Below are 18,455 nucleotides of genomic sequence, written 5' to 3'. Positions count from 1 at the left end.
TGATTCTCGCGCGACGACAACGGGAGCGATCATGACTTCTCAACCAGGATTCTCGCTGGTTGTCGGCTACGGCAGCGACATGGGCAATGCCGAGGATGCCGCCATGACGTTCGCCGAAGCGGTTGAAGAATCTCTCGCCGTCGGCGCCGACGCGGTCGAACTGAACCAGGTCGAGCCAGCCGACCTGCAATCGGCGACCCACCTCGTCGTCGTGTGCTCGACATGGGGGGAGGGCGAGTTCCCGGACAACGCCTCCTTGTTCTGGGAGGCGATCAGCGCCGAGGGTGCGCAGCGGCTGGATCATCTGCGGTTCGCGGTGCTTGCCCTGGGCGACACCGGATACGAGCAGTTCTGCAACGCCGGACGGCTACTCGATGAGCGACTGGAAGCCCTGGGCGGAATCCGTTTGATGGACCGCGTCGACGTCGACGGCGTCTATGGGCAGGTGGCCCGGGCGTGGACGGAGGATCTCGTCAAGCTGCTACTGGCCGATCGCACCGATCCTGCGCCCGCGATTGCCGTCGGAGCGCCGGAGCCTCGCCCGTCCGACCATGCCGAACAAGCACGGCGCGATCGCAGCCATCCCCTCTTCGATGCGCGCGTCGTGGTCAACCGACTGCTGACCACCGCCCAGTCCGACAAAGAGGTCCGCCACTACGAGGTCGACCTCTTCGGTTCTGGAATCGATTACCACGCGGGCGATTCCATCGCGGTCCATGCCGGCAACGATCCGGTCCTCGTTGAAGCGATTCTGAGCGAGCTGGGCGTGGGTGCCGACCACGCCGTCGTCGGCTATGACGAGGACCTCGGCGAGCTGCTCACCGAGCACCTCGAGATACGCACACCGTCGCGAGCGCTACAGACGTTGGTCGCCGCCCGCACTGGCGCCGCCGCCGCGAACGCGCTGGGCGCCGAAGCCGTTGCCGGGCAGGGCTCTTGGTGGTACGGCAAGGACGTGCTCGACCTGATTCGGCTGGGCGGGCTGACTGTCGACGAAGTCGTCGACACTTTGCGTCCACTTCAGTCGCGTGACTATTCGATCGCGTCGAGCCCACTGGTACATCCCGACCACGTGCACCTCACGGTGGCGACGGTTCGCTACACGGTCGGCGATCGCCGGCACGGCGGCGTCGCGTCGACATTCCTGGCGGACCGCGCTGACACCGTACGCGTACACCTGCGGCCCAACCATGCTTTCCGGTTGCCCGCGGCCGACGTACCCATCATCATGATCGGCCCGGGCAGCGGCATCGCGCCGTTCCGTGGTTTCCTGCAAGAGCGGCAGGCCCTCGGCGCGTCCGGGCGATCATGGTTGTTCTTCGGAGACCGGCGGCGTCACTGCGACTTCCTCTACGGCGACGAGCTCGGTGCGTTCCTCCGGTCAGGCACGCTGACCCGACTCGACTTGGCGTTCTCCCGCGATGGAGCGCCCGGTGAATCGAAACAGTATGTGCAGCAACGTATGTGGGAGAATGCAAGGGCCATCTTCGGCTGGTTGCAGGACGGCGCGTATGTCTATGTGTGCGGAGACGCCGAGCGAATGGCCAAGGACGTCGACGAGGCGTTACGCGCGATTGTGGGCAGCTGTGGCGGGATGAGCGACGGCGCCGCACACGCCTATGTCAACGACCTCATGAAGAGTCATCGTTACCTGCGCGATGTCTACTGACTAGCTGCCGCCGGGTACACCGGACCCGGGCGTAGCGGCAGGACGAGCCGAAAGCGTGCCCCGCTGTCGTTGGGCAGGCAGGTCAGCTCCCCATGGTGGGCGCGCGCCAGTGCGCGGGCGATGGACAGGCCGAGTCCGGCGCCGCCGTGGTCCCGGTTGCGCGAAGAGTCAAGTCGGACAAGGCGATCGAAGATTCGTTCGCAGTCGGTGTCCGGGATTCCCGGTCCCGAGTCCGTGACCGTCAACTCCGCACAGCGCAATCCCGAGTGATCGGCCTCGCGCACATCGAGCACGATGTGGCCACCGGCCGGGGTGTGCCGGCGGGCGTTGTCGACGAGATTCGACACGATCTGGGTGACTCGGGTGTGGTCGGCGTGAATGGGCGCGGTTGGATCACCGGTACGGCTCACGGTCAGATCTGGGGAAAGCACGGCCGCGCGTTCGCGTTCGGCTTCGGCGATGGCGGCGAGGTCGGTGTCAGCCAGTTGCAGGGTCAGGCCCGCGTCGATGCGGCTCAGGTCGAGCATGTCGGCGACCAGCCGACCCGCCCGCCGGGATTCGTTGAGTAACAGTGTCGCGCGGCGGTATTGGCTGTTGGCTGACGCGTCGTCCTCCGCTTGCACAGTGGCGCCCAAGATCTGCTCGGCGGTGGCCTGGATACCCGTGATCGGAGTGCGCAGTTCATGGGCCGCGTCGGCCAAGAACTGGCGGGTGCGCTGTTCGGATGCTTCCAACGCATCCAGCATGCCGTCGAAAGCTGCTGCGGCCCGGCCTAATTCGGTGTCGGCGCGATCTGGCCGCAGTCGCTGTCCCCGATCGCCGGTGGTGATGGATCGGGCGAGGGTGGTGAGCCGGTCCAGCGGCCGCAGGGCGGTGCGGGTCACAACGATCAGCAAGAGACCGGCCACTACAAGGGTGATTACGCCACCGGCGATCATCACTTCACGCAACCGCCGAATCAGCGCGGTGGTTTGGGTGGTGTCTGCGACCAGGATCACGCGCCCGCCCGACGCCAACGGGTGCACCACGACCGTCGCGGTGGCGTCCGGCGGTGGTGCTGCGGGCGGCGGGAACGGGAAGACCGCGGGCGGCGGCGGTGCGGGACCCCATGCGGGCGGCGGTGGTGGGAGCTGCCAGCCCGGTGGTGGCGGTGGCAGCGCAGGGGGGACCGTGGGGCCGTCGACCGTGTCTGGGGCGATCGCGGGGTCCCCGTAGCTGTTTCCATCGGCGGCCACCAGCAACACGCGGATCCCGCCGCCGCTGAGCTGCGCCACCAGCTGCTCGGGCGGGGTGTTCCCGGCGGCCAGCGCATCGGCACGCGCAGCGGTGGCCATCAGCCGGTCATGCAGATCACGGTGGGCCTGGATGCCCAGCAGCGCGTCGATCGTCACGCCCAGCACCACCAGGAGCACCGCGAGCACGCCAAGGACAAGCACGGCAACCCGCCGGCGTAACGACGGGGTCGGGGTCCGCGGCACCGCCGGGGCGGAGTCGTCGTTCATGGCCGTGCTGGTTGCAGGCGATAACCGATGCCGCGCACGGTATGCAGGATGCGCGGTCCATGGGCTTCCAGTTTCCGGCGCAGCCCGCTGATGTGAACATGCACCAGATTGGCGTCGTAAGCGTCATAGCCCCACAGCGCGGTCAGGATCTGCCCGGTGCTGACGATGCGCCCGCGTTGCTCCACCAGGAAGCCGAGCAGCCGCAGTTCGGTGCCGGTGAGGTCCAGCGCGGTGCCCGCGCGCGTGGCCACTGCCGCGTCGAGGTCCAACGTCAGGTCGCCACACTGGACGACCGCCGGAAGCCGGCCCCGTCGGCGTAAGACCGCGCCCACCCGCGAGATCAACTCGGCCAGTTCGAAGGGTTTGACGACGTAATCGTCGGCGCCGCCGTCGAGACCGCGCAACCGGTCGGGCAGTCCGTCGCGTGCGGTGAGCAACACAATCCCGGCCTGGCCCCAATCGCGAACGACGTCGATCAACTCGAAGCCGTCCCGCCCCGGCATCATCACGTCCAGCAGCACCAGGTCGGGCCGAAAGCCGTCGAGCACGTCTTCCAGCCCTGCGCCATCGGGCCGCATCGCGGTGAAGTACCCGGCATCGGTCAGCGCTTCGCCCACCATTTCGCGGATTGCCTCCGAGTCCTCAACGACCAGTACCCGGGCTGCGCTGCCGGAGCGGGGTCTGCCAGCCGGCCGCGGCACTCGATCGGAGTCGAAGCGATGGCTCATCTCTTCATTCTCGACAGGTTTCTGAAACCAACATGAAGAAATCACGCCACGGATCGATGTCTTCAGGTTGGGACCAGATTCGCTTCCTAGCGTCGCCGGCACGCAGCAGTTCACAGATTTGGAGGACGCATGGCCGACGAGCAACCACCACGGACCAGACCTGATGAGGCGTCTGGGGAATACCAGCGCCCGCCGATCGCGGTTCCTGCCGAGCAGCTGAGCCCACCGGCCGAACCGGGCTTCGTGCGGCGCCACCCCGTGGGCGTCGCGGTCGGAGTCGGCGCGACCGGGTTCATTTCCGGCGCACTACTGACAGCCCTGTTCCTAGCGATCTTCTTGGCGGGGCCGTTGTCGCCGGGGCCGTTCCCCATGCCGGCGCCACCACCGTGCGGCTTCGCGCCGGGCGGGTGCGGTGCTCCCATGCCCCCGCCCCAAGGGTGGGCCGGTCCGGCCGGCGGCTGGGCAGCGCCGCCCCCGATGCCTAGACCGGCCTTCCCGCCGCCGCCTGGGCAGCTTCCGCCACCACCTCCCGGAGCCTGGGCCCCCGAACCATCGCCGGGTGCCCACCAACCTGCTCCCGGTGGTCCGCTTGGGCCGCCGCCCCCGGCATCCGGCCAGGGGCGTTGATGGAATGCGCGCGTCGGCCGTCGGTCGGCACTACGCGCGTAGTTGCGGGAATGAACTGACGGACAGACACGAGAAAGGGGTCGAGTGATGAAGATAAAGATGGTAATCGCTGGTTCGTTGTTAGCGGGTGTTCTCGGGATCGCCGCGACGGGCTTCGGTGGCGCGGTAGCCGGAGCGGATCCCTTCCCGCCGCCACCGGGCCCTGGTCAGCCTGGACCGCCGCCGGCCGGGCCGGGTGGGCCGATCGGTCCCCCGGGGCCAGGTGGGCCGGTTGGGGGGCCGCCTCCCGGTGGTCCGCTTGGGCCGCAGCCTGGAACGCTGCACCCCCCGGGCTTCTGATTCGGGAACACGCACGGGTGGCCGCCTCTGCCGCAAGCGTTGAGGCGGCCACCGTCGCGTACAACGAGTAAAGCCGTTGGAAACCAACAGCTTTGAAGCGATCGACCTCAGGGTCTTTGCGCTGCAGAATAGTTCAGGCACACCGTGGTGCCATCGGGGTGAGTGTTGATGGTGCAGTGGTCTGCCAACGCGTGCATTAACGTGATACCGCGAGACGCACGGGGGTCGTGGGGTTGGCGCCACGAACGCCGATGCCAGCTGCCACGATCGCTGACGCACACGCTGATCGTCTGCGCCGCGGGGTCATAGCCGGCCTGCAGCCGCATGGTGCCGACGACGTCCTGAGCGTGGTAGGCGTGTTCGACGCAGTTGGCCAATGCTTCGTTGACGCCGAGAATGACATCCCCGCTGACCTCTGGTGAGGCCTGCGGCAGCTCCCGCAGCCAGCGCCGCAAGGTGTGGCGCAGCTTGCACGCGGTCGCGGCGTCGGCCGCTCCCGTGCAACTCAACTGCGCCGGGACGGCGGAAACTGCGGGAACCTCAGCGCTCATAGCGCCATCGCATACCCCGTCGATTCTGGAAATAACACGGGACCCGTATCGCTTCTGCCACAGATCAATAGACGCACCGAGACCTGGGCTCAGCGCCGTGGGGGGAGTCGAACGATCTGGACGAAGAAGTTGTCGATCGTTCTGATGGCGGCCATGTAGCGGTCGAGGTCGACAGGCTTGGTGACGTAGGCATTGGCATGCAGGTTGTAACTGCGCAGGATGTCCTCTTGCAGAGACGACGTGGTGAGCACGACGACCGGGATGTCCTGCAGGTCGGGGTCTGATTTAACGGTCTGCAAGATATGGCGGCCGTCGAATTTGGGCAGATTGAGATCCAGCAAGATGAGATCTGGGCGTGGCGCGTCGCGAAATTCGCCGCGGCGGTAGAGGAAGTCCAATCCTTCCGCGCCATCACGTGCAACGTGGAGTTTGTTGGCGATTTTGTGGTGCTCGAAGGCTTCTCGTGTGATCAGTTCATCGCCGGGGTCGTCCTCGACGAGGAGTACATCTATCGGATAAGGCGACGTCATCGGCGGAATCCACCTTTCGGGCGGGCGACGCGCACATAGCGCTTCTTGAAAAGTGGTTTACCCGTTGGTAATAGACACTAATCCGACTGTGACGCTTTGCTCACAAGCCGCGAATCTATTGTCCGGCAACGGAATCCATCGGCGGTCCATCGCCGTGCCCAACACTGCGATGGGCCAGGCTGGTCACGAGTGCCCTACCGCCTTGGACCGTCCCGACAATGTCCACAGCATCGTTGACCGTGAAATGTGAAGCAACGGTGAGCGGTTTGCTGCCATTGCCGGTGATCACGGTGGTGTCCGGGGTGAGTAAATAGGTTTGGGTGTACCCGCTGGCGCTTCGCGCGGTTATCGAATCCGCCGATACCGCGATCAAGACTCCCTCCTGACTCACCGGGACCGACGCGGACGGTGTCGCCGAGGTCACATGGGCAGGCGCCATTGGCTTTTCGGTATCGACGGCAAGGGCGGCAAAACCCACTGCGCACAGAAGAGAAACAGGAGCTGCTCCACACACGAGAAATCGGCGTCGCCGTCTACCCGGTCCGGTCAGTCGGTGCCTGGCGCTCACGATCAATCCTTCTTTCCGCGGTGCGGCGCCATTGGTCATCGGCGCCGACCCAGTCAGATTCGTTGAAGGGTGAATTACCCGACGCGCCCTGCGGGTAAACCCGGTGCTGCCGCGGCGGCTCGTCGTATGGTCGCCGAGATTGATCAGCTGGCGTTGAGCGTCGGGCAATCCTCGTAGCGAGCCGCATCGATGTATGCGTCGGCGCGTTCGGCCGCCTCGTCGCTATCCACGCCGGTCAGGTCGTAGTTGTTCGCCTTTTGCGCGGTGCTGACGATCTGGCGCCGTGACCACCCCTGCGCCAAGGCTGCGCATATCGTCTTTTCCGTCTGGTTTCGATGGTTTGGCCAGTCGGGCAAGAAGGTCACCGGATCGGCGCTTGCCACGGCGATCGTGTCGGGCAGCGCGCCCATTCCAACGAGCGAAATCAGCAGCGACATGCCGTAAAGCAATTTCTTCATGACCGCCGACCGTACGCCCGTTAACCGAGAGTTAACTGTGTTGTCACTGTGTGGACTTCCACTTTCCTGAGTAGCTGAACTCAGGTCCCGTCAGGGACCGAATCGCCATTTGCCGCCATTCACGTTGATCGATTGCTGCACTGGGCCTTTGAATGGCTAGGCTCCGGAGAGCAGGGTTGCGTATTGATTCTCGAGTACTTTGGCTGGGCCCATGCGCCACATTCCCGCCAAGGATTGCGAGAGGGCGTCGGGAAAGATCTCGTCCTCGTCGTTTTCCAGCCCGTCGAAGATCCCCTGTGCCACCGATTGCGTTGAGGCTTTGGGTATTTCGATGCCGCGAGTCATATCGGTATCCACCGGGCCGGTGAGTACGGCATGCACGCGGATACCTTGCGGCGCCAAGATGAAGCGCAGCGATTGTGTCAGCGAGAAAGCCGCGGCCTTGGACACGGAGTACGCCGGGATGATCGGCAATGGCGCCAGGGCGTTGAGCGAAAGGTTGTTGACGATCGAGCCGCCATGGCGCGCCAGGATGGGCAGGTACGCGTTGATCACCGCGTAGGTGCCGAAAAGGTTGACAGCCAAGTGATGTTCGAGCGCGGATCGATCGCTCAGGTCGTCGTATAGCGCCACGCCCGCGTTGTTGATCAGGATGTCGACGGCGTCCACCTGCGTGGCCGACTGTTGAATCTGCGCCGGTTCGGTGATGTCCAGTGCTAACGGTGTGACACGAGAGGCAAAGTTGGCCAATGGCTTTCGTGAGCCGACATACACCCGACTGGCGCCCCTATTCAGGGCTTCGTCGACGAGGGCGCGTCCGATACCACGGTTGCCCCCGGTAATCAGGACCGTTTTGTCTGAGATGGTGACCATGATCGCACTCTCCTTCGTTGCTGGTGGCAGTGAGCGGGCACCCGCCGGTGTCGGTGCTCGATCCCATCCGTCGGCAGATGTCCGTATGTGATCCGATACCTGGACCCGCGACGATTCATCGGTCGGCTGGTCAACGGCCGCTGACGTTCGAGCCGTCAGGGCCGACAGGACATCGCGGCCTTCCTCACCGCGTTGCGCACGGTATCGGCCTGGACTTGTCACAACGTCGTGACGCTCGCAAACTGGTTGATATGCGCGACCGCGAGACCATCGAGTCGGAATTACGGCGGATCGCTGCGCGGGGCGCTCAACCCTCATCCCGAGAGACCGACGAGCTGCTCGACGAACTCCTGGCCCATAGCGCCGGGATTCCGTACCCCGCACCGGTTGCGGCGGCGGAGTTCGACTACGTCCCGGACGCCTGGTTGCGCGAGCCCCCTCGCGAGACCAAGACCGAAAAGGCCATGCCGCGCCGGCGCAAGGGCGCGCTGCGCCGCTTCGGCCTTGTCGCGGCGCTGCCGCTATCTCTGGTAGCTCTTGTCGCCGCGGTGGTGGTGATGCTCGCGTTGCGCCATCACGATTCATCGGGGCAGTCGGCGCAACCGCAACCGACGGAAGGCCCGCCGTCGGTCGCGCCGCCCCAGCCGGTCGCACCCAAAGCGCCGGGGCCGCGGGTGGACGTCGTCGACACGGCTTTCATCGAGGCGTTGAAGCATGAAGGCGTACCGGTTCCCAGCCAGGAGTACGTGGTGGCCCAAGGGCACGCGGTCTGCGATTTCCTGGCGCGCCAACGCAATTTCTCGGATGCGGTCGGATTTGTGCAGCGATCTTCGATATGGGACGCCAACCAAAGCGCCGAAGTCACCGCGGGCGCCATCGTCTCGTACTGCCCGCAGTCCCGGCCTTCGATGGCGGACGAGATGCAGCCCGCCTACCAGAACACACTCTCGGATCTGCAGGCCACCGAAGGAAAACTGCAGGGCATCCAAGACGATCTGCACGGCATTCAGGGTGGGCTGGACAACCTCCCGGGTCACCCGTAACCGGGTTACCCAGCGCGGAGCCCCCTGTCAGGATTGAACTGACGACCTTTCGCTTACAAGGCGAGTGCTCTACCACTGAGCTAAGGAGGCCGGGTAAATCGGCTGCAAGCTTAGCCGTTCAGGCGTCGCCCTCGATGATCCGCTGCGACGGCACCGGACGTGACACCGTGCGCCGCCCGGGTCGCCGGCCCGGCAGCGGGATCCGCTCGGCGATGTTGCTCAGCGGGTTGACGACCATGGTGAGCGCGTTGACGGCGTCCTGCAGCGTGGCGATGGCCGGCTCGAGCGCTTCCATCCCGGGCGTCAATCGCGCCAAAGTGTCGGCGACATCGGCAAGCTGGTCCAGCGGACCGTTTTTGGCGGTCAGCTTGTCGATCAGTCCGCCCTCGGACAACAGGCGGTCCGCCAGCCCATCCTCGGACAGCACCCGCTCTATCAGCCCGTCCTCGGACAGCAGCTGATCGGCCAGCCCGCCCGGCTGCAGCGTCCGATGAAGGCCGCCGCCCTCCGCAGTCAGCCGATCGACCAGGCCGCCGTCCGACATCAGCAGGTCGACCACGCCACCCGGGCGCAACAACCGGTCGAGTGGCCCGTCGACCGCCATCGCTCGTCCCAGCGGTGCGTCGTCGTCCATCATTCTGGCCAGCCGATTGGCACGGTTGATCGCGTCGTCGAGCCCCAACATCGATGTCACCGCGTTGGTGCGGGTTTGTCCGCTCTCACCGAGTGATCGCTTCGCCACCCCGACGGCCGCGGTGGCAAGGTTCAGGCTCGCTTCGGCAGCCGCAAGGCCGACCCGGGCGGGCGCGGTCGCGGCGGACACCATGCTCTTGGCGAGATCCATGGTTCGAGTCTATGCACGACGCGCCCGCAAAAACCGGGTACCGGTCCAAGGTGATGCGATGATTCCTGGCAGACTACTAGCAGAAGCTTGTCACCGAGCTCACAGGAATCACACAATTTTTGCATAGGCAACGTTCAGCTTAGGACGGACAACCCAGATGACAGCGACACCCCAAGGCGACACCAAACCGGAAGCGCGCATCCTCGTCGTTGACGACGAGGTCAATATCGTCGAGCTGCTCTCAGTGAGTCTCAAATTCCAGGGGTTCGAAGTCTCCACCGCGACCAACGGAGCCCAGGCCCTGGACCGCGCGCGTGAAGCGCGCCCCGACGCGGTGATCCTCGACGTGATGATGCCCGGCATGGACGGCTTCGGTGTGTTGCGGCGGTTGCGGGCCGACGGCATCGATGCCCCGGCGTTGTTCCTGACAGCGCGTGACTCCCTGCAGGACAAGATCGCGGGTCTGACGCTGGGCGGTGACGACTACGTGACCAAGCCGTTCAGTTTGGAGGAGGTCGTTGCCCGGCTTCGGGTCATCTTGCGGCGGGCCGGCAAGGGTGGCGCCGAAACCCACAATGCCCGACTGACTTTCGCCGATATCGAGCTCGACGAAGAGACCCACGAAGTGTGGAAGGCCGGCGAACCGGTGTCGTTGTCGCCCACCGAATTCACGCTGCTGCGTTACTTCGTCATCAATGCGGGCACGGTGTTGAGCAAGCCGAAAATCCTTGACCACGTTTGGCGTTACGATTTCGGCGGCGACGTCAATGTCGTCGAGTCCTATGTGTCGTATCTTCGCCGGAAGATCGATACTGGGGAGAAGCGGCTGCTGCACACCCTGCGCGGGGTGGGCTACGTTCTTCGGGAGCCGCGCTGAGCACGCGCTCGGCCATTCGGGGAAAGTAGCAATCGGTGGCGAAGAAGACGGAAACGCCCACACAGGTTCGCCGGGGACTACCCCTGCGAGTGGGGCTGGTCGCGGCGACCCTGGTTCTGGTGGCGTGTGGGCTGGCGGCCTCGGGGGTCATGGTCACGTCGATCCTGCGGCACAGTCTGGTCAGCCGCATCGACACGACGCTGCTCGAGGCCTCGCGCGGCTGGGCGCTGGCCCCGCGGCGGCAACTGACGGCGTCTTCTTACGAAGGCCCGGACCCGGGCCGGCCCCCGTCGAAGTACTACGTGCGCGGTGTCGGCACCGACGGCCAACCGTTTACCGCCATCAATGACCGCAACGCCGAACCGGCCCTGCCGCCCAACAACGACGTGGGCCCCAATCCGACGACGCTGCCCTCGGTCAACGGCTCCGACATTCAGTGGCGAGCGGTGTCGGTACACGGGCCGCACGGCCTGACGACCGTCGCGATCGACCTGTCCGACGTACAGCAAACCGTCCGGTCGCTGGTCTGGTTGCAGTTCGGCATCGGGGTGGCCGTGCTGGTGGTAGTTGGCATCGCCGGCTTCGCGGTGGTGCACCGCAGCCTGCGCCCGCTGGTCGAAGTCGAACGAACCGCCGCCGCGATCGCCGCGGGCCAGCTGGACCGTCGCGTTCCCGAACGTGATCCCCGCACCGAAGTGGGCCGGCTTTCGTTGGCGCTCAACGGAATGCTCACCCAGATTCAGCAAGCGGTGGCATCCTCGGTGTCCTCGGCCGAGACGGCACGCGGCTCGGAGGATCGGATGCGACGGTTCATCACCGACGCCAGCCACGAACTGCGGACCCCGCTCACCACCATTCGCGGATTCGCCGAACTGTATCGGCAGGGGGCGGCCCGCGACGTGGCGATGTTGCTGTCGCGCATCGAAAGCGAAGCCAGCCGGATGGGCCTACTGGTCGACGACCTGTTGCTGCTGGCCCGGCTGGACGTGCAGCGGCCGCTGGAGCACCACCGCGTGGACCTGCTGGCGCTGGCCAGTGACGCCGTGCACGATGCGCAGGCCATCGACCCGAAGCGCACCGTGACGATGGAAATCCTCGACGGCCCCGGCACTCCCGAGGTGCTCGGCGACGAGGCGCGGATCCGCCAGGTGCTGAGCAACCTCGTCGCCAACGCCCTGCAGCACACCCCGACCAGTGCCGACCTCATCGTTCGGGTCGGTACCGACGGCGACGACGCGGTGATCGAGGTGGCCGACCGGGGGCCCGGCATGAGCCAGCAGGATGCGTCGCGGGTGTTCGAGCGGTTCTATCGCACCGACTCGTCGCGCGCGCGGGCCAGCGGTGGTACCGGCCTGGGGCTGTCCATCGTCGACTCGCTGGTTCACGCGCACGGCGGCAAGGTCACCGTGCAAACCGCCCCGGGCGAGGGCTGTTGCTTCCGCGTCACGCTGCCGCGCGTCAGCGACGTACCGGCCCAGGTGGGTTAGGTCAGCTGCTCGAGCGCCGCTTTGATCCTGGCCTGCGCCTGATCGAGCGACTCCGGTGACGGATTGCGGTCGACGTTGGCGAAGCCGAAGTCGCTGAGGCTGCGGGTGGGGAAGACGTGAACGTGCAGATGCGGCACCTCCAGACCCGCGATGATCAGCCCGGCCCGCTCGGCCCGAAACGCCTTGCACACCGCCTTGCCGATCAGCTGGCTGACCGACATCACCCGCGCGAACGCGCCTTGTTCGACGCTCTGCCACTGATCGATCTCGGCGCGGGGCACCACCAGCGTGTGCCCCTGGGTCATCGGCTCGATCGTCAGGAATGCGACGACGTCGTCATCCTCATACACGAATCGGCCCGGTAGTTCACGGTTGATGATCTTGGTGAAGATCGACGCCATGGCCCCAGCATAGGTACGACGACCCGACGCCGTTGCGTCAGTCCTCCTGGCCGAACTCCATCACGTCGAGGTTCCAGTAGCCGCGCATGTTGGTGATCAGCCCCGCCTCGTTGACCTTGTAGGTGAAGACGCCGCGCACCTTGCTGGTCATGCCGCCCTCAAACTTGCTCTGCAGCACCAGAATATGAGCGATCTCGTTGGGATCGCTCGACGGGAACGTTTCTTCGCAGGTGATGGTCAGCTGGTTTTGCGCGATGTTGTTGTCGAAGAACTCGCCGACGGCGGCTTTGCCACGCACGCCGGTGCCGTCGGGGTTGGTGACCGACTTGCCGATCGGGTCCTCGATGACCACGTCGTCGGTCATCAGCGCCAGCCAGCCGTCCCGGTCCTTGCCTTGCGCGCAGCGCCACGACGACTGCGACGCGGTGAGTGCCGGGGATTGGGTGGTTTGGGTCATCGCTATCTCTCCTGTCGTTAGATCGCGCACGCGGCGCGTGCGCCCTCTTCGGTTGCCTTACGAATAAGCCCCAGACCGCTGCAATCGCCGGCGGCATGCACGTCGGCCTCGGGCAGGGCGGCCGTCACGCTGTCGAACAGTGCGGTGTCGGGTTCGACGGATCCGGCGATCACGACGCTGTCGGCGGGCAGTTCGCGGGTGGCCCCACCGACAGGGGTAAACAACACGCCCCGGGTCGTGATGCGATCGACGGCCGCGCGGATGTGCACGGTGACGCCGAGCCGGTCGAGTCGGTCCATGTGCTCAGTCTTGCGCTTGTTACCCACTTCCGGGGCGATGTCCTTGCCGGACTCGAGGATCGACACCAGCCGGCCCCGGCTGGCCAGGAACTCAGCGAGCTCCAGGGCGACCAGGTCTGCGCCGATGATGACGACGCGGCGGCCCACCGGCATCCAGGCGCGGGTGGCAAGCCGGACGGCGGCCGGGTGTACCAGCCGCTGCCGCCGACCCGCCAGCAGCGCGGCGCCCAGCCGTTGCCAAGCCGGATCGGTGGCGTTGGCGTGGCCGCCGAGCAACTCACGCAAACCCGGCCCGGTGTGGACGTGCGGCAGGTCGGCTCCCGGAATCGCCGGCACCGCGACGTGACCGCCGGTGGCCACCACCACGGCGTCAGGCCGGTGCGCGAGAACATCGTCGACCGAAACTGCATGACCTAGATGCACTTTGGTGCTGCTGAGCTTGATCTCGTCGCGCAGATACCGCAGGAACGGCTGGTTCTCGGGATGCAGCACGCAGGCCCAGCGCAGCGCGCCGCCGAGCTGGCCGGCACGCTCGAAGAGCGTGACGCGGTGGCCGCGCTGAGCGGCCACGCGGGCGGCCTCCAGGCCGGCCGGCCCGCCGCCGATCACCACGACGCGCTTGGCGCGACCGGCGCGCGGCGCGGACAGTTCGCGTTCCTTGCCGGTGCGGGGATTGACGGCGCAGTCGACGGAGAACCGCTGTTCCATTGCGTCGATACAGTTTTCGCAAGAGATGCACTTGCGGACGCGGTGCGATTGACCGGTCTGCAGTTTGCGGGGCAGATCGGGGTCGGCTAGCAGCGGGCGTCCCATCGCAATGAAGTCCGCTCGTCCGTCGGCGAGGATCTGCTCGGCCCGGACGGGGTCATGGATCCGGCCGACGGCGATCACCGGCACATCGACCACCTGCTTGACGGCCGCGGCCGCGCCGACGTTGAGCGCGTCGCCGTCGTCGGCGGCGTTGACCATGCCCGTGACGAGCCGGTCGATCACCCCGCCGCTGACGTGGAAGGCTTTGACGCCCGCGGTGACGAGTTCGGGTGCCATTCGGGCGGTTTCGTAGATCGCCCGCCCTCCGGCGACCCGCTCGTAGCCAGAGATGCGCAGCGTGATGGGCAGCGCGTCGCCCACCTCGGTTCGAATGGCGGCCAGCGCCTCGAGCACCACCCGCAGCCGGCCCCGGGTGGAGTCGCCCCGATAGTCGTCGGTGCGTCGATTACGTTGTGGTGCAAGAAAAGAGCCCAGCAGCATGTAGCCGTGTGCGGCGTGCAGTTCGATACCGTCGTAGCCCGCCTCGGCGGCGCGGCGCACCGCGGCTCTGAACAAGTCGAAGACTTCGCAGAGTTGTCGCTTGCTGATTTCGCTGGACGGGCGGCCGGTGAGATACGACGGGATCACCGATGGCCCCAACGACTCGACACCGAAGATCTCCGGGCCCAGCCCGTCGGGGCCGGCGTGCACGATCTGCGGCTGGATCTTGGCGCCGTGGTCGTGCACAACCTCCACCAGCGCCCGATGGGCGCCGACCGCCTCGTCGGTGCCCAGATGCAGGCCACCGGGAGTCTCGGGGTGGTGATGGTCAATCCCGGTGGCGCCCAACGTGATCAATCCGACCCCACCGCGGGCACGAGCGGCGAAATAGTCGCGGGTGCGCGCCGACGGTAGCCCGTCGCCGGTGCCGTACATCGTCTCCATCGGAGACATGACGACCCGGTTGCGCACCGTCATGGCGCCGATTCGCCCCGGCGCCAAGAGGTGCGGAAAGCTGGTCACCCAGGACCGGTCGGGTTACCGGTCGGCGTCGGTGTACCGAATGACGCCGCGAATGTTCTTGCCGTCAAGCATGTCCTGGTAACCCTCGTTGATCTGCTCGAGGCGGTACTGGGTGGTGACCATGTCGTCCAGGTTGAGCTTGCCGGCCTTGTACATCGACAGCAGCTGCGGGATGTCGTACTGCGGGTTGCCACCGCCGAAGATGGTGCCCTGCAGGTTCTTCTGCATCAGGGTCAGCATCGCCAGATTGATGTTGACGTTGGTGTCCAGCAGGCTGCCGATCGCGGTCAGCACGCAGGTCCCGCCCTTTTGGGTGATGTTCAGGTAGTTGTCGATGTCGGCACCGTGCAGCTCGCCGACGGTGACGACCACCTTGTGGGCCATCAGGCCGTAGGTGACCTCGGCAATGCCCATCAGCGCGGCGTTGATGTCCGGGTAGACGTGGGTGGCACCGAACTTCAGTGCCTGGTCGCGCTTCCACTCCACCGGGTCGATCGCGAAGATGTAGCGCGCGCCGGCGTTGACCGCACCCTGCAGCGCGGCCATGCCGACACCGCCGACGCCGACGATCGCGACGTCCTGGCCCGGCCGGATGTCGGCGGTGCGGACCGCCGAGCCGTAGCCGGTGGTGACGCCGCAACCAACCAGGGCGGCCACCTCGAACGGCACCGACGGGTCGATCTTCACCACCGAGGCGCGGTGCACAACCATGTACGGCGAGAAGGTGCCCAGCAGCGTCATCGGGAAGACGTTCTGGCCGCGGGCCTGGATGCGGAAGGTGCCATCGCTGACGGCCTCGCCGCCGAGCAGGCCGGCGCCCAAGTCGCACAGGTTGCGCATGCCGGACTGGCAGGTCGGACACTGCCCACAGGACGGGATGAACGACAGCACCACGTGGTCGCCCGGGGCGATGTCGTCCACGCCGGGGCCGACTTCGGTGACGATGCCCGCACCCTCGTGGCCGCCGAGAACCGGGAAGCCCGCCATCGGGATGCCACCGGTAACTAGATGATGATCCGAATGGCACATCCCGGCCGCTTCCATCTGGATCTTGACCTCGTGCGCTTTGGGGTCGCCGATCTCAATTTCCTCGATGGACCACGGCTGGTTGAATTCCCAGATCAGTGCGCCTTTTGTCTTCATGAAGGACCTCCACTAACGTGCCCTGACCCGAATGCCGGTGAAAGGGGCCGGCCGGGGCCGGATGGCAATTTAGAACGTGTTCTCATTCGCTGACCATTATGACGTGCATCACCGCGCTGTAAACAAGTGGGGGTCCAACCAACCGGTCGGGAGGTCACCAGATGGGAACGGGGGCCTGGCCCAGCGGGTAATAACCGGGCAGCTTCTCGCCGGCGATGCTGCGCTCGATGCGCTTCTGCATCCCTTCGCTCAGGTCGCCGGACTCGATCAGCTTGCCGAACATGTACGCGACGTGACCGAAATCGAAGAAGTCACGCTGCCAATCGATAAGCCCTTCGGCGTTCAGGCGGAACCAGCTGCCGCCGATGCCGTAGATCTCGTCGCGGGTGCCGTCGGTCTTGTTCACGATCTGCTTCCAGAAGCCGACGATCTCACCCTGCTTCTCATCGATGAGCACCTTCTGGTACTCGTAGACCCAGTTCTCCAGGCCCTCCATCTCGAGGCCGAGTGCGACATCGCGGATCTCGTCGACACCCACGCACATCACGTCCTCCTTGGGGCCGATGTTCCAGCCGTAGGTCGCGTCCTTGGCGTAGAAGTCGGCCAACGGCTTCCAGTCGCCGGCCTTTTCGCAGTCCTTGTTGGTCTGTAGCCAGCGCTCGACCCATGCTTCGAGATCTGCGCGCGAGTGTGACGCTTGTGATGTCATGGATCAATCTTCCTTTTCCTCGATGAACAGGGCTTGGGTTGGGCACATATCGACCGCGCGCTGGACTTCATCGCGGGCGTCTTCGGGCGGTTGCGAGTCGAGGATCTCGACCTTGCCCCGCCTGGGCACCTTGAAGTAATCGGGTGCCTCCAGCTCGCACATGGCGTGGCCCTGACACAAGTCCAAATCGACTCCGATACGAAATGCCATGGCAGGCTCCTAGGCGGTGCGCTTGCGGTAGCGGGCCTTGGCGGGCCGAGCCAGCTGGACGACCATTTTGGAGTGGTCGTTGTGGTAGCTGTCGGCCGGCTGCGCCATCTCAAACTCATACTCGCGCAACAGGACCGAGAAGATTGCCTTGATTTGCATCTGGGCGAACGCCGCGCCCACGCAGCGGTGTCGCCCGGCGCCGAACGGAATCCACGTCCACCGGTTGACGATGTCGGCCTGCTCGGGCTTGTTGTAGCGGTTCGGCTTGAACGCGTCCGGATCGGGGAAGTCCTCGGGGATGCGGTTGCTGATCGCGGGGGACGCTGCGACGAAGTCGCCCTTGTGGATCGGGAAACCTTCGACCTCAAACTCGCCTTGAGCCACCCGCATCAGGATGATCAGCGGAGGGTGCAGCCGCAGTGTCTCCTTGACCACGTTGTCCAGCTTCGGAATCGACCGCAGCGCATGGAAACTCACCTCCTGGCCGTCGGCGTACAGCTCGTCGAGTTCGGTCAGCACTTCGGCGTACGCGTCGGGATGGCGGATCAGTTCGATCAAGGTCCACGCCGAGGTCCCCGAGCTGGTGTGGTGCCCGGCGAACATAAGTGAGATGAACATGCCGGTGACCTCGTCGGCCGAGAAGCGCAGGTTGCCCTCTTCGTCCTTGATGGACACCAGCACGTCGAGCATGTCGCGGTCGCTCTTGTCCTTGGGCGGGTTCGCGAGCCGCTGATCCATGATTTCCTGAACCAGTGCAACAAGTTTCACCCGCGCCTCGTCGCGCAGCTTGAAGCTCTCGATCGGCAGGTACGGGTCGACGTAGCACAGCGGATCGGTGCCGCGCTCCAATTGGTGGTAGTACTCGGCGAATCGGTGGTCGAGCTGCTCTCGGAACTTCAGCCCGATCAGGCAGGCGGTCGAAGTGTAGATGGTCAGCTCGGCGAAGAAGTCGAGCAGCTCGATTTCGCCCTCGTCGCCCCAATTGGCGATCATCTTCTTGACTTCGCCCTCGATCGTGGCGGCGTGCCCCTTCATCTGCTCGCCGCGCAGCGCGGAGTTGTGCAGCATCTCCTTGCGCCGCTCCGGGCTGGCGTCGAACACCACGCCCTTGCCGAAGATCGGCGTCATGAACGGGTAGGCCTCGGCCTGGTCGAGATCCTCGTCGGCGGAGCGGAAGAAGAACTCGTTGGCGTTCGCACCGGACAGCAGGATCACGTGCTTGTCGACCAGCTGGAACCAACCGACGTCGCCGCACTCCTCGCGGACCCGCTTCATCAAACCGATTGGGTCGGTGCGGAATTCCTCAAGATGGCCGTGCTCCTCTTCGCCGCCGGAAACCCGCGGCACGATGGCTGTGGTCATGTGCT

The 18,455-nt window shown here is 65.6% G+C and carries 19 protein-coding genes and 1 tRNA gene; 4 read left to right on the top strand and 16 right to left on the bottom strand.

Annotated features, from left to right (window positions below; all coding sequences use genetic code 11):
- The first annotated feature begins 31 nt into the window (after positions 1-31).
- A complete protein-coding gene (locus AAHS21_RS18535) occupies positions 32-1,669 on the top strand; it encodes a sulfite reductase flavoprotein subunit alpha (protein WP_342929051.1) in 1,638 nt (545 codons plus the stop codon).
- Here AAHS21_RS18535 and AAHS21_RS18530 read toward each other — a convergent pair.
- The 7 genes from AAHS21_RS18530 to AAHS21_RS18500 form a co-directional block, all read right to left on the bottom strand.
- Entirely contained in the window at positions 1,663-3,171 is a 1,509-nt protein-coding gene (locus AAHS21_RS18530; RefSeq protein WP_342929050.1) for an ATP-binding protein, read from the bottom strand. The genes AAHS21_RS18535 and AAHS21_RS18530 overlap by 7 nt on opposite strands.
- The gene (locus AAHS21_RS18525) at positions 3,168-3,899 is read right to left on the bottom strand and encodes a response regulator transcription factor (protein ID WP_342929049.1); all 732 of its coding nucleotides are present in this window, start codon (positions 3,897-3,899) and stop codon (positions 3,168-3,170) included. The genes AAHS21_RS18530 and AAHS21_RS18525 overlap by 4 nt, the downstream gene beginning before the upstream one ends.
- Positions 3,900-4,972: 1,073 nt before the next feature.
- Positions 4,973-5,416, bottom strand: coding sequence for an ATP-binding protein (locus AAHS21_RS18520; RefSeq protein ID WP_342929048.1), 444 nt, complete (start codon positions 5,414-5,416; stop codon positions 4,973-4,975).
- Positions 5,417-5,505: 89 nt separating this feature from the next.
- Positions 5,506-5,946 carry a response regulator gene (locus AAHS21_RS18515; RefSeq protein WP_342929047.1) on the bottom strand — a complete coding sequence of 147 codons (441 nt, stop codon included), beginning with the start codon at positions 5,944-5,946 and terminating at the stop codon, positions 5,506-5,508.
- Between the two features lie 115 nt (positions 5,947-6,061).
- Positions 6,062-6,424, bottom strand: coding sequence for a hypothetical protein (locus AAHS21_RS18510; RefSeq protein ID WP_342929046.1), 363 nt, complete (start codon positions 6,422-6,424; stop codon positions 6,062-6,064).
- 233 nt (positions 6,425-6,657) lie between these two features.
- Positions 6,658-6,951 carry a hypothetical protein gene (locus tag AAHS21_RS18505; RefSeq protein ID WP_342929045.1) on the bottom strand — a complete coding sequence of 98 codons (294 nt, stop codon included), beginning with the start codon at positions 6,949-6,951 and terminating at the stop codon, positions 6,658-6,660.
- Between the two features lie 177 nt (positions 6,952-7,128).
- Complete coding sequence (locus AAHS21_RS18500; protein ID WP_342929044.1) at positions 7,129-7,845, bottom strand: SDR family NAD(P)-dependent oxidoreductase; 717 nt, start codon at positions 7,843-7,845, stop codon at positions 7,129-7,131.
- A gap of 251 nt (positions 7,846-8,096) precedes the next feature.
- Here AAHS21_RS18500 and AAHS21_RS18495 point away from each other — a divergent pair, with 251 nt between their 5' ends.
- The gene (locus AAHS21_RS18495; protein ID WP_342929043.1) at positions 8,097-8,888 is read left to right on the top strand and encodes a DUF732 domain-containing protein; all 792 of its coding nucleotides are present in this window, start codon (positions 8,097-8,099) and stop codon (positions 8,886-8,888) included.
- Between the two features lie 18 nt (positions 8,889-8,906).
- Here AAHS21_RS18495 and AAHS21_RS18490 read toward each other — a convergent pair.
- Both AAHS21_RS18490 and AAHS21_RS18485 read right to left on the bottom strand, forming a co-directional pair.
- Positions 8,907-8,978 (bottom strand) — tRNA-Thr (locus AAHS21_RS18490).
- 28 nt (positions 8,979-9,006) lie between these two features.
- A complete protein-coding gene (locus tag AAHS21_RS18485; RefSeq protein ID WP_096290223.1) occupies positions 9,007-9,732 on the bottom strand; it encodes a hypothetical protein in 726 nt (241 codons plus the stop codon).
- Positions 9,733-9,889: 157 nt separating this feature from the next.
- Between AAHS21_RS18485 and phoP the strand changes: the two genes are divergently transcribed.
- Both phoP and AAHS21_RS18475 read left to right on the top strand, forming a co-directional pair.
- Positions 9,890-10,609, top strand: coding sequence for a two-component system response regulator PhoP (gene phoP / locus AAHS21_RS18480; protein ID WP_342929042.1), 720 nt, complete (start codon positions 9,890-9,892; stop codon positions 10,607-10,609).
- A 35-nt stretch (positions 10,610-10,644) separates the two neighbouring features.
- On the top strand, positions 10,645-12,096 hold the full coding sequence (locus tag AAHS21_RS18475; protein ID WP_342929041.1) for a HAMP domain-containing sensor histidine kinase: 1,452 nt from the start codon (positions 10,645-10,647) through the stop codon (positions 12,094-12,096).
- On the opposite strand, the gene AAHS21_RS18470 is transcribed toward AAHS21_RS18475, so the two are convergent.
- The 7 genes from AAHS21_RS18470 to AAHS21_RS18440 all read right to left on the bottom strand — a co-directional run bounded on the left by AAHS21_RS18470 (position 12,093) and on the right by AAHS21_RS18440 (position 18,450).
- Positions 12,093-12,497, bottom strand: coding sequence for an HIT family protein (locus AAHS21_RS18470; RefSeq protein ID WP_342929040.1), 405 nt, complete (start codon positions 12,495-12,497; stop codon positions 12,093-12,095). The genes AAHS21_RS18475 and AAHS21_RS18470 overlap by 4 nt on opposite strands.
- A 37-nt stretch (positions 12,498-12,534) precedes the next feature.
- Positions 12,535-12,954, bottom strand: a complete 420-nt coding sequence (locus AAHS21_RS18465) for a ketosteroid isomerase family protein (RefSeq protein WP_342929039.1) — start codon at positions 12,952-12,954, stop codon at positions 12,535-12,537.
- Positions 12,955-12,971: 17 nt separating this feature from the next.
- Complete coding sequence (locus AAHS21_RS18460; RefSeq protein WP_342929038.1) at positions 12,972-15,026, bottom strand: FAD-dependent oxidoreductase; 2,055 nt, start codon at positions 15,024-15,026, stop codon at positions 12,972-12,974.
- Between the two features lie 15 nt (positions 15,027-15,041).
- Positions 15,042-16,169 carry an NDMA-dependent alcohol dehydrogenase gene (locus AAHS21_RS18455; RefSeq protein ID WP_342929037.1) on the bottom strand — a complete coding sequence of 376 codons (1,128 nt, stop codon included), beginning with the start codon at positions 16,167-16,169 and terminating at the stop codon, positions 15,042-15,044.
- A gap of 154 nt (positions 16,170-16,323) precedes the next feature.
- A complete protein-coding gene (locus AAHS21_RS18450; RefSeq protein WP_342929036.1) occupies positions 16,324-16,878 on the bottom strand; it encodes a nuclear transport factor 2 family protein in 555 nt (184 codons plus the stop codon).
- A 3-nt stretch (positions 16,879-16,881) separates the two neighbouring features.
- On the bottom strand, positions 16,882-17,088 hold the full coding sequence (locus tag AAHS21_RS18445; protein ID WP_342929035.1) for a ferredoxin: 207 nt from the start codon (positions 17,086-17,088) through the stop codon (positions 16,882-16,884).
- 9 nt (positions 17,089-17,097) lie between these two features.
- Positions 17,098-18,450: a cytochrome P450 gene (locus AAHS21_RS18440; RefSeq protein WP_342929034.1), complete on the bottom strand. Its 1,353-nt coding sequence runs from the start codon at positions 18,448-18,450 to the stop codon at positions 17,098-17,100.
- Positions 18,451-18,455: the final 5 nt, after the last annotated feature.

The organism is Mycobacterium sp. 050272 (assembly GCF_039023525.1).
Taxonomy (GTDB): Bacteria; Actinomycetota; Actinomycetes; order Mycobacteriales; family Mycobacteriaceae; genus Mycobacterium.
The sequence above is the reverse complement of the archived record's forward strand: the minus strand, read 5'-3'. Positions and strand labels throughout refer to the sequence as shown.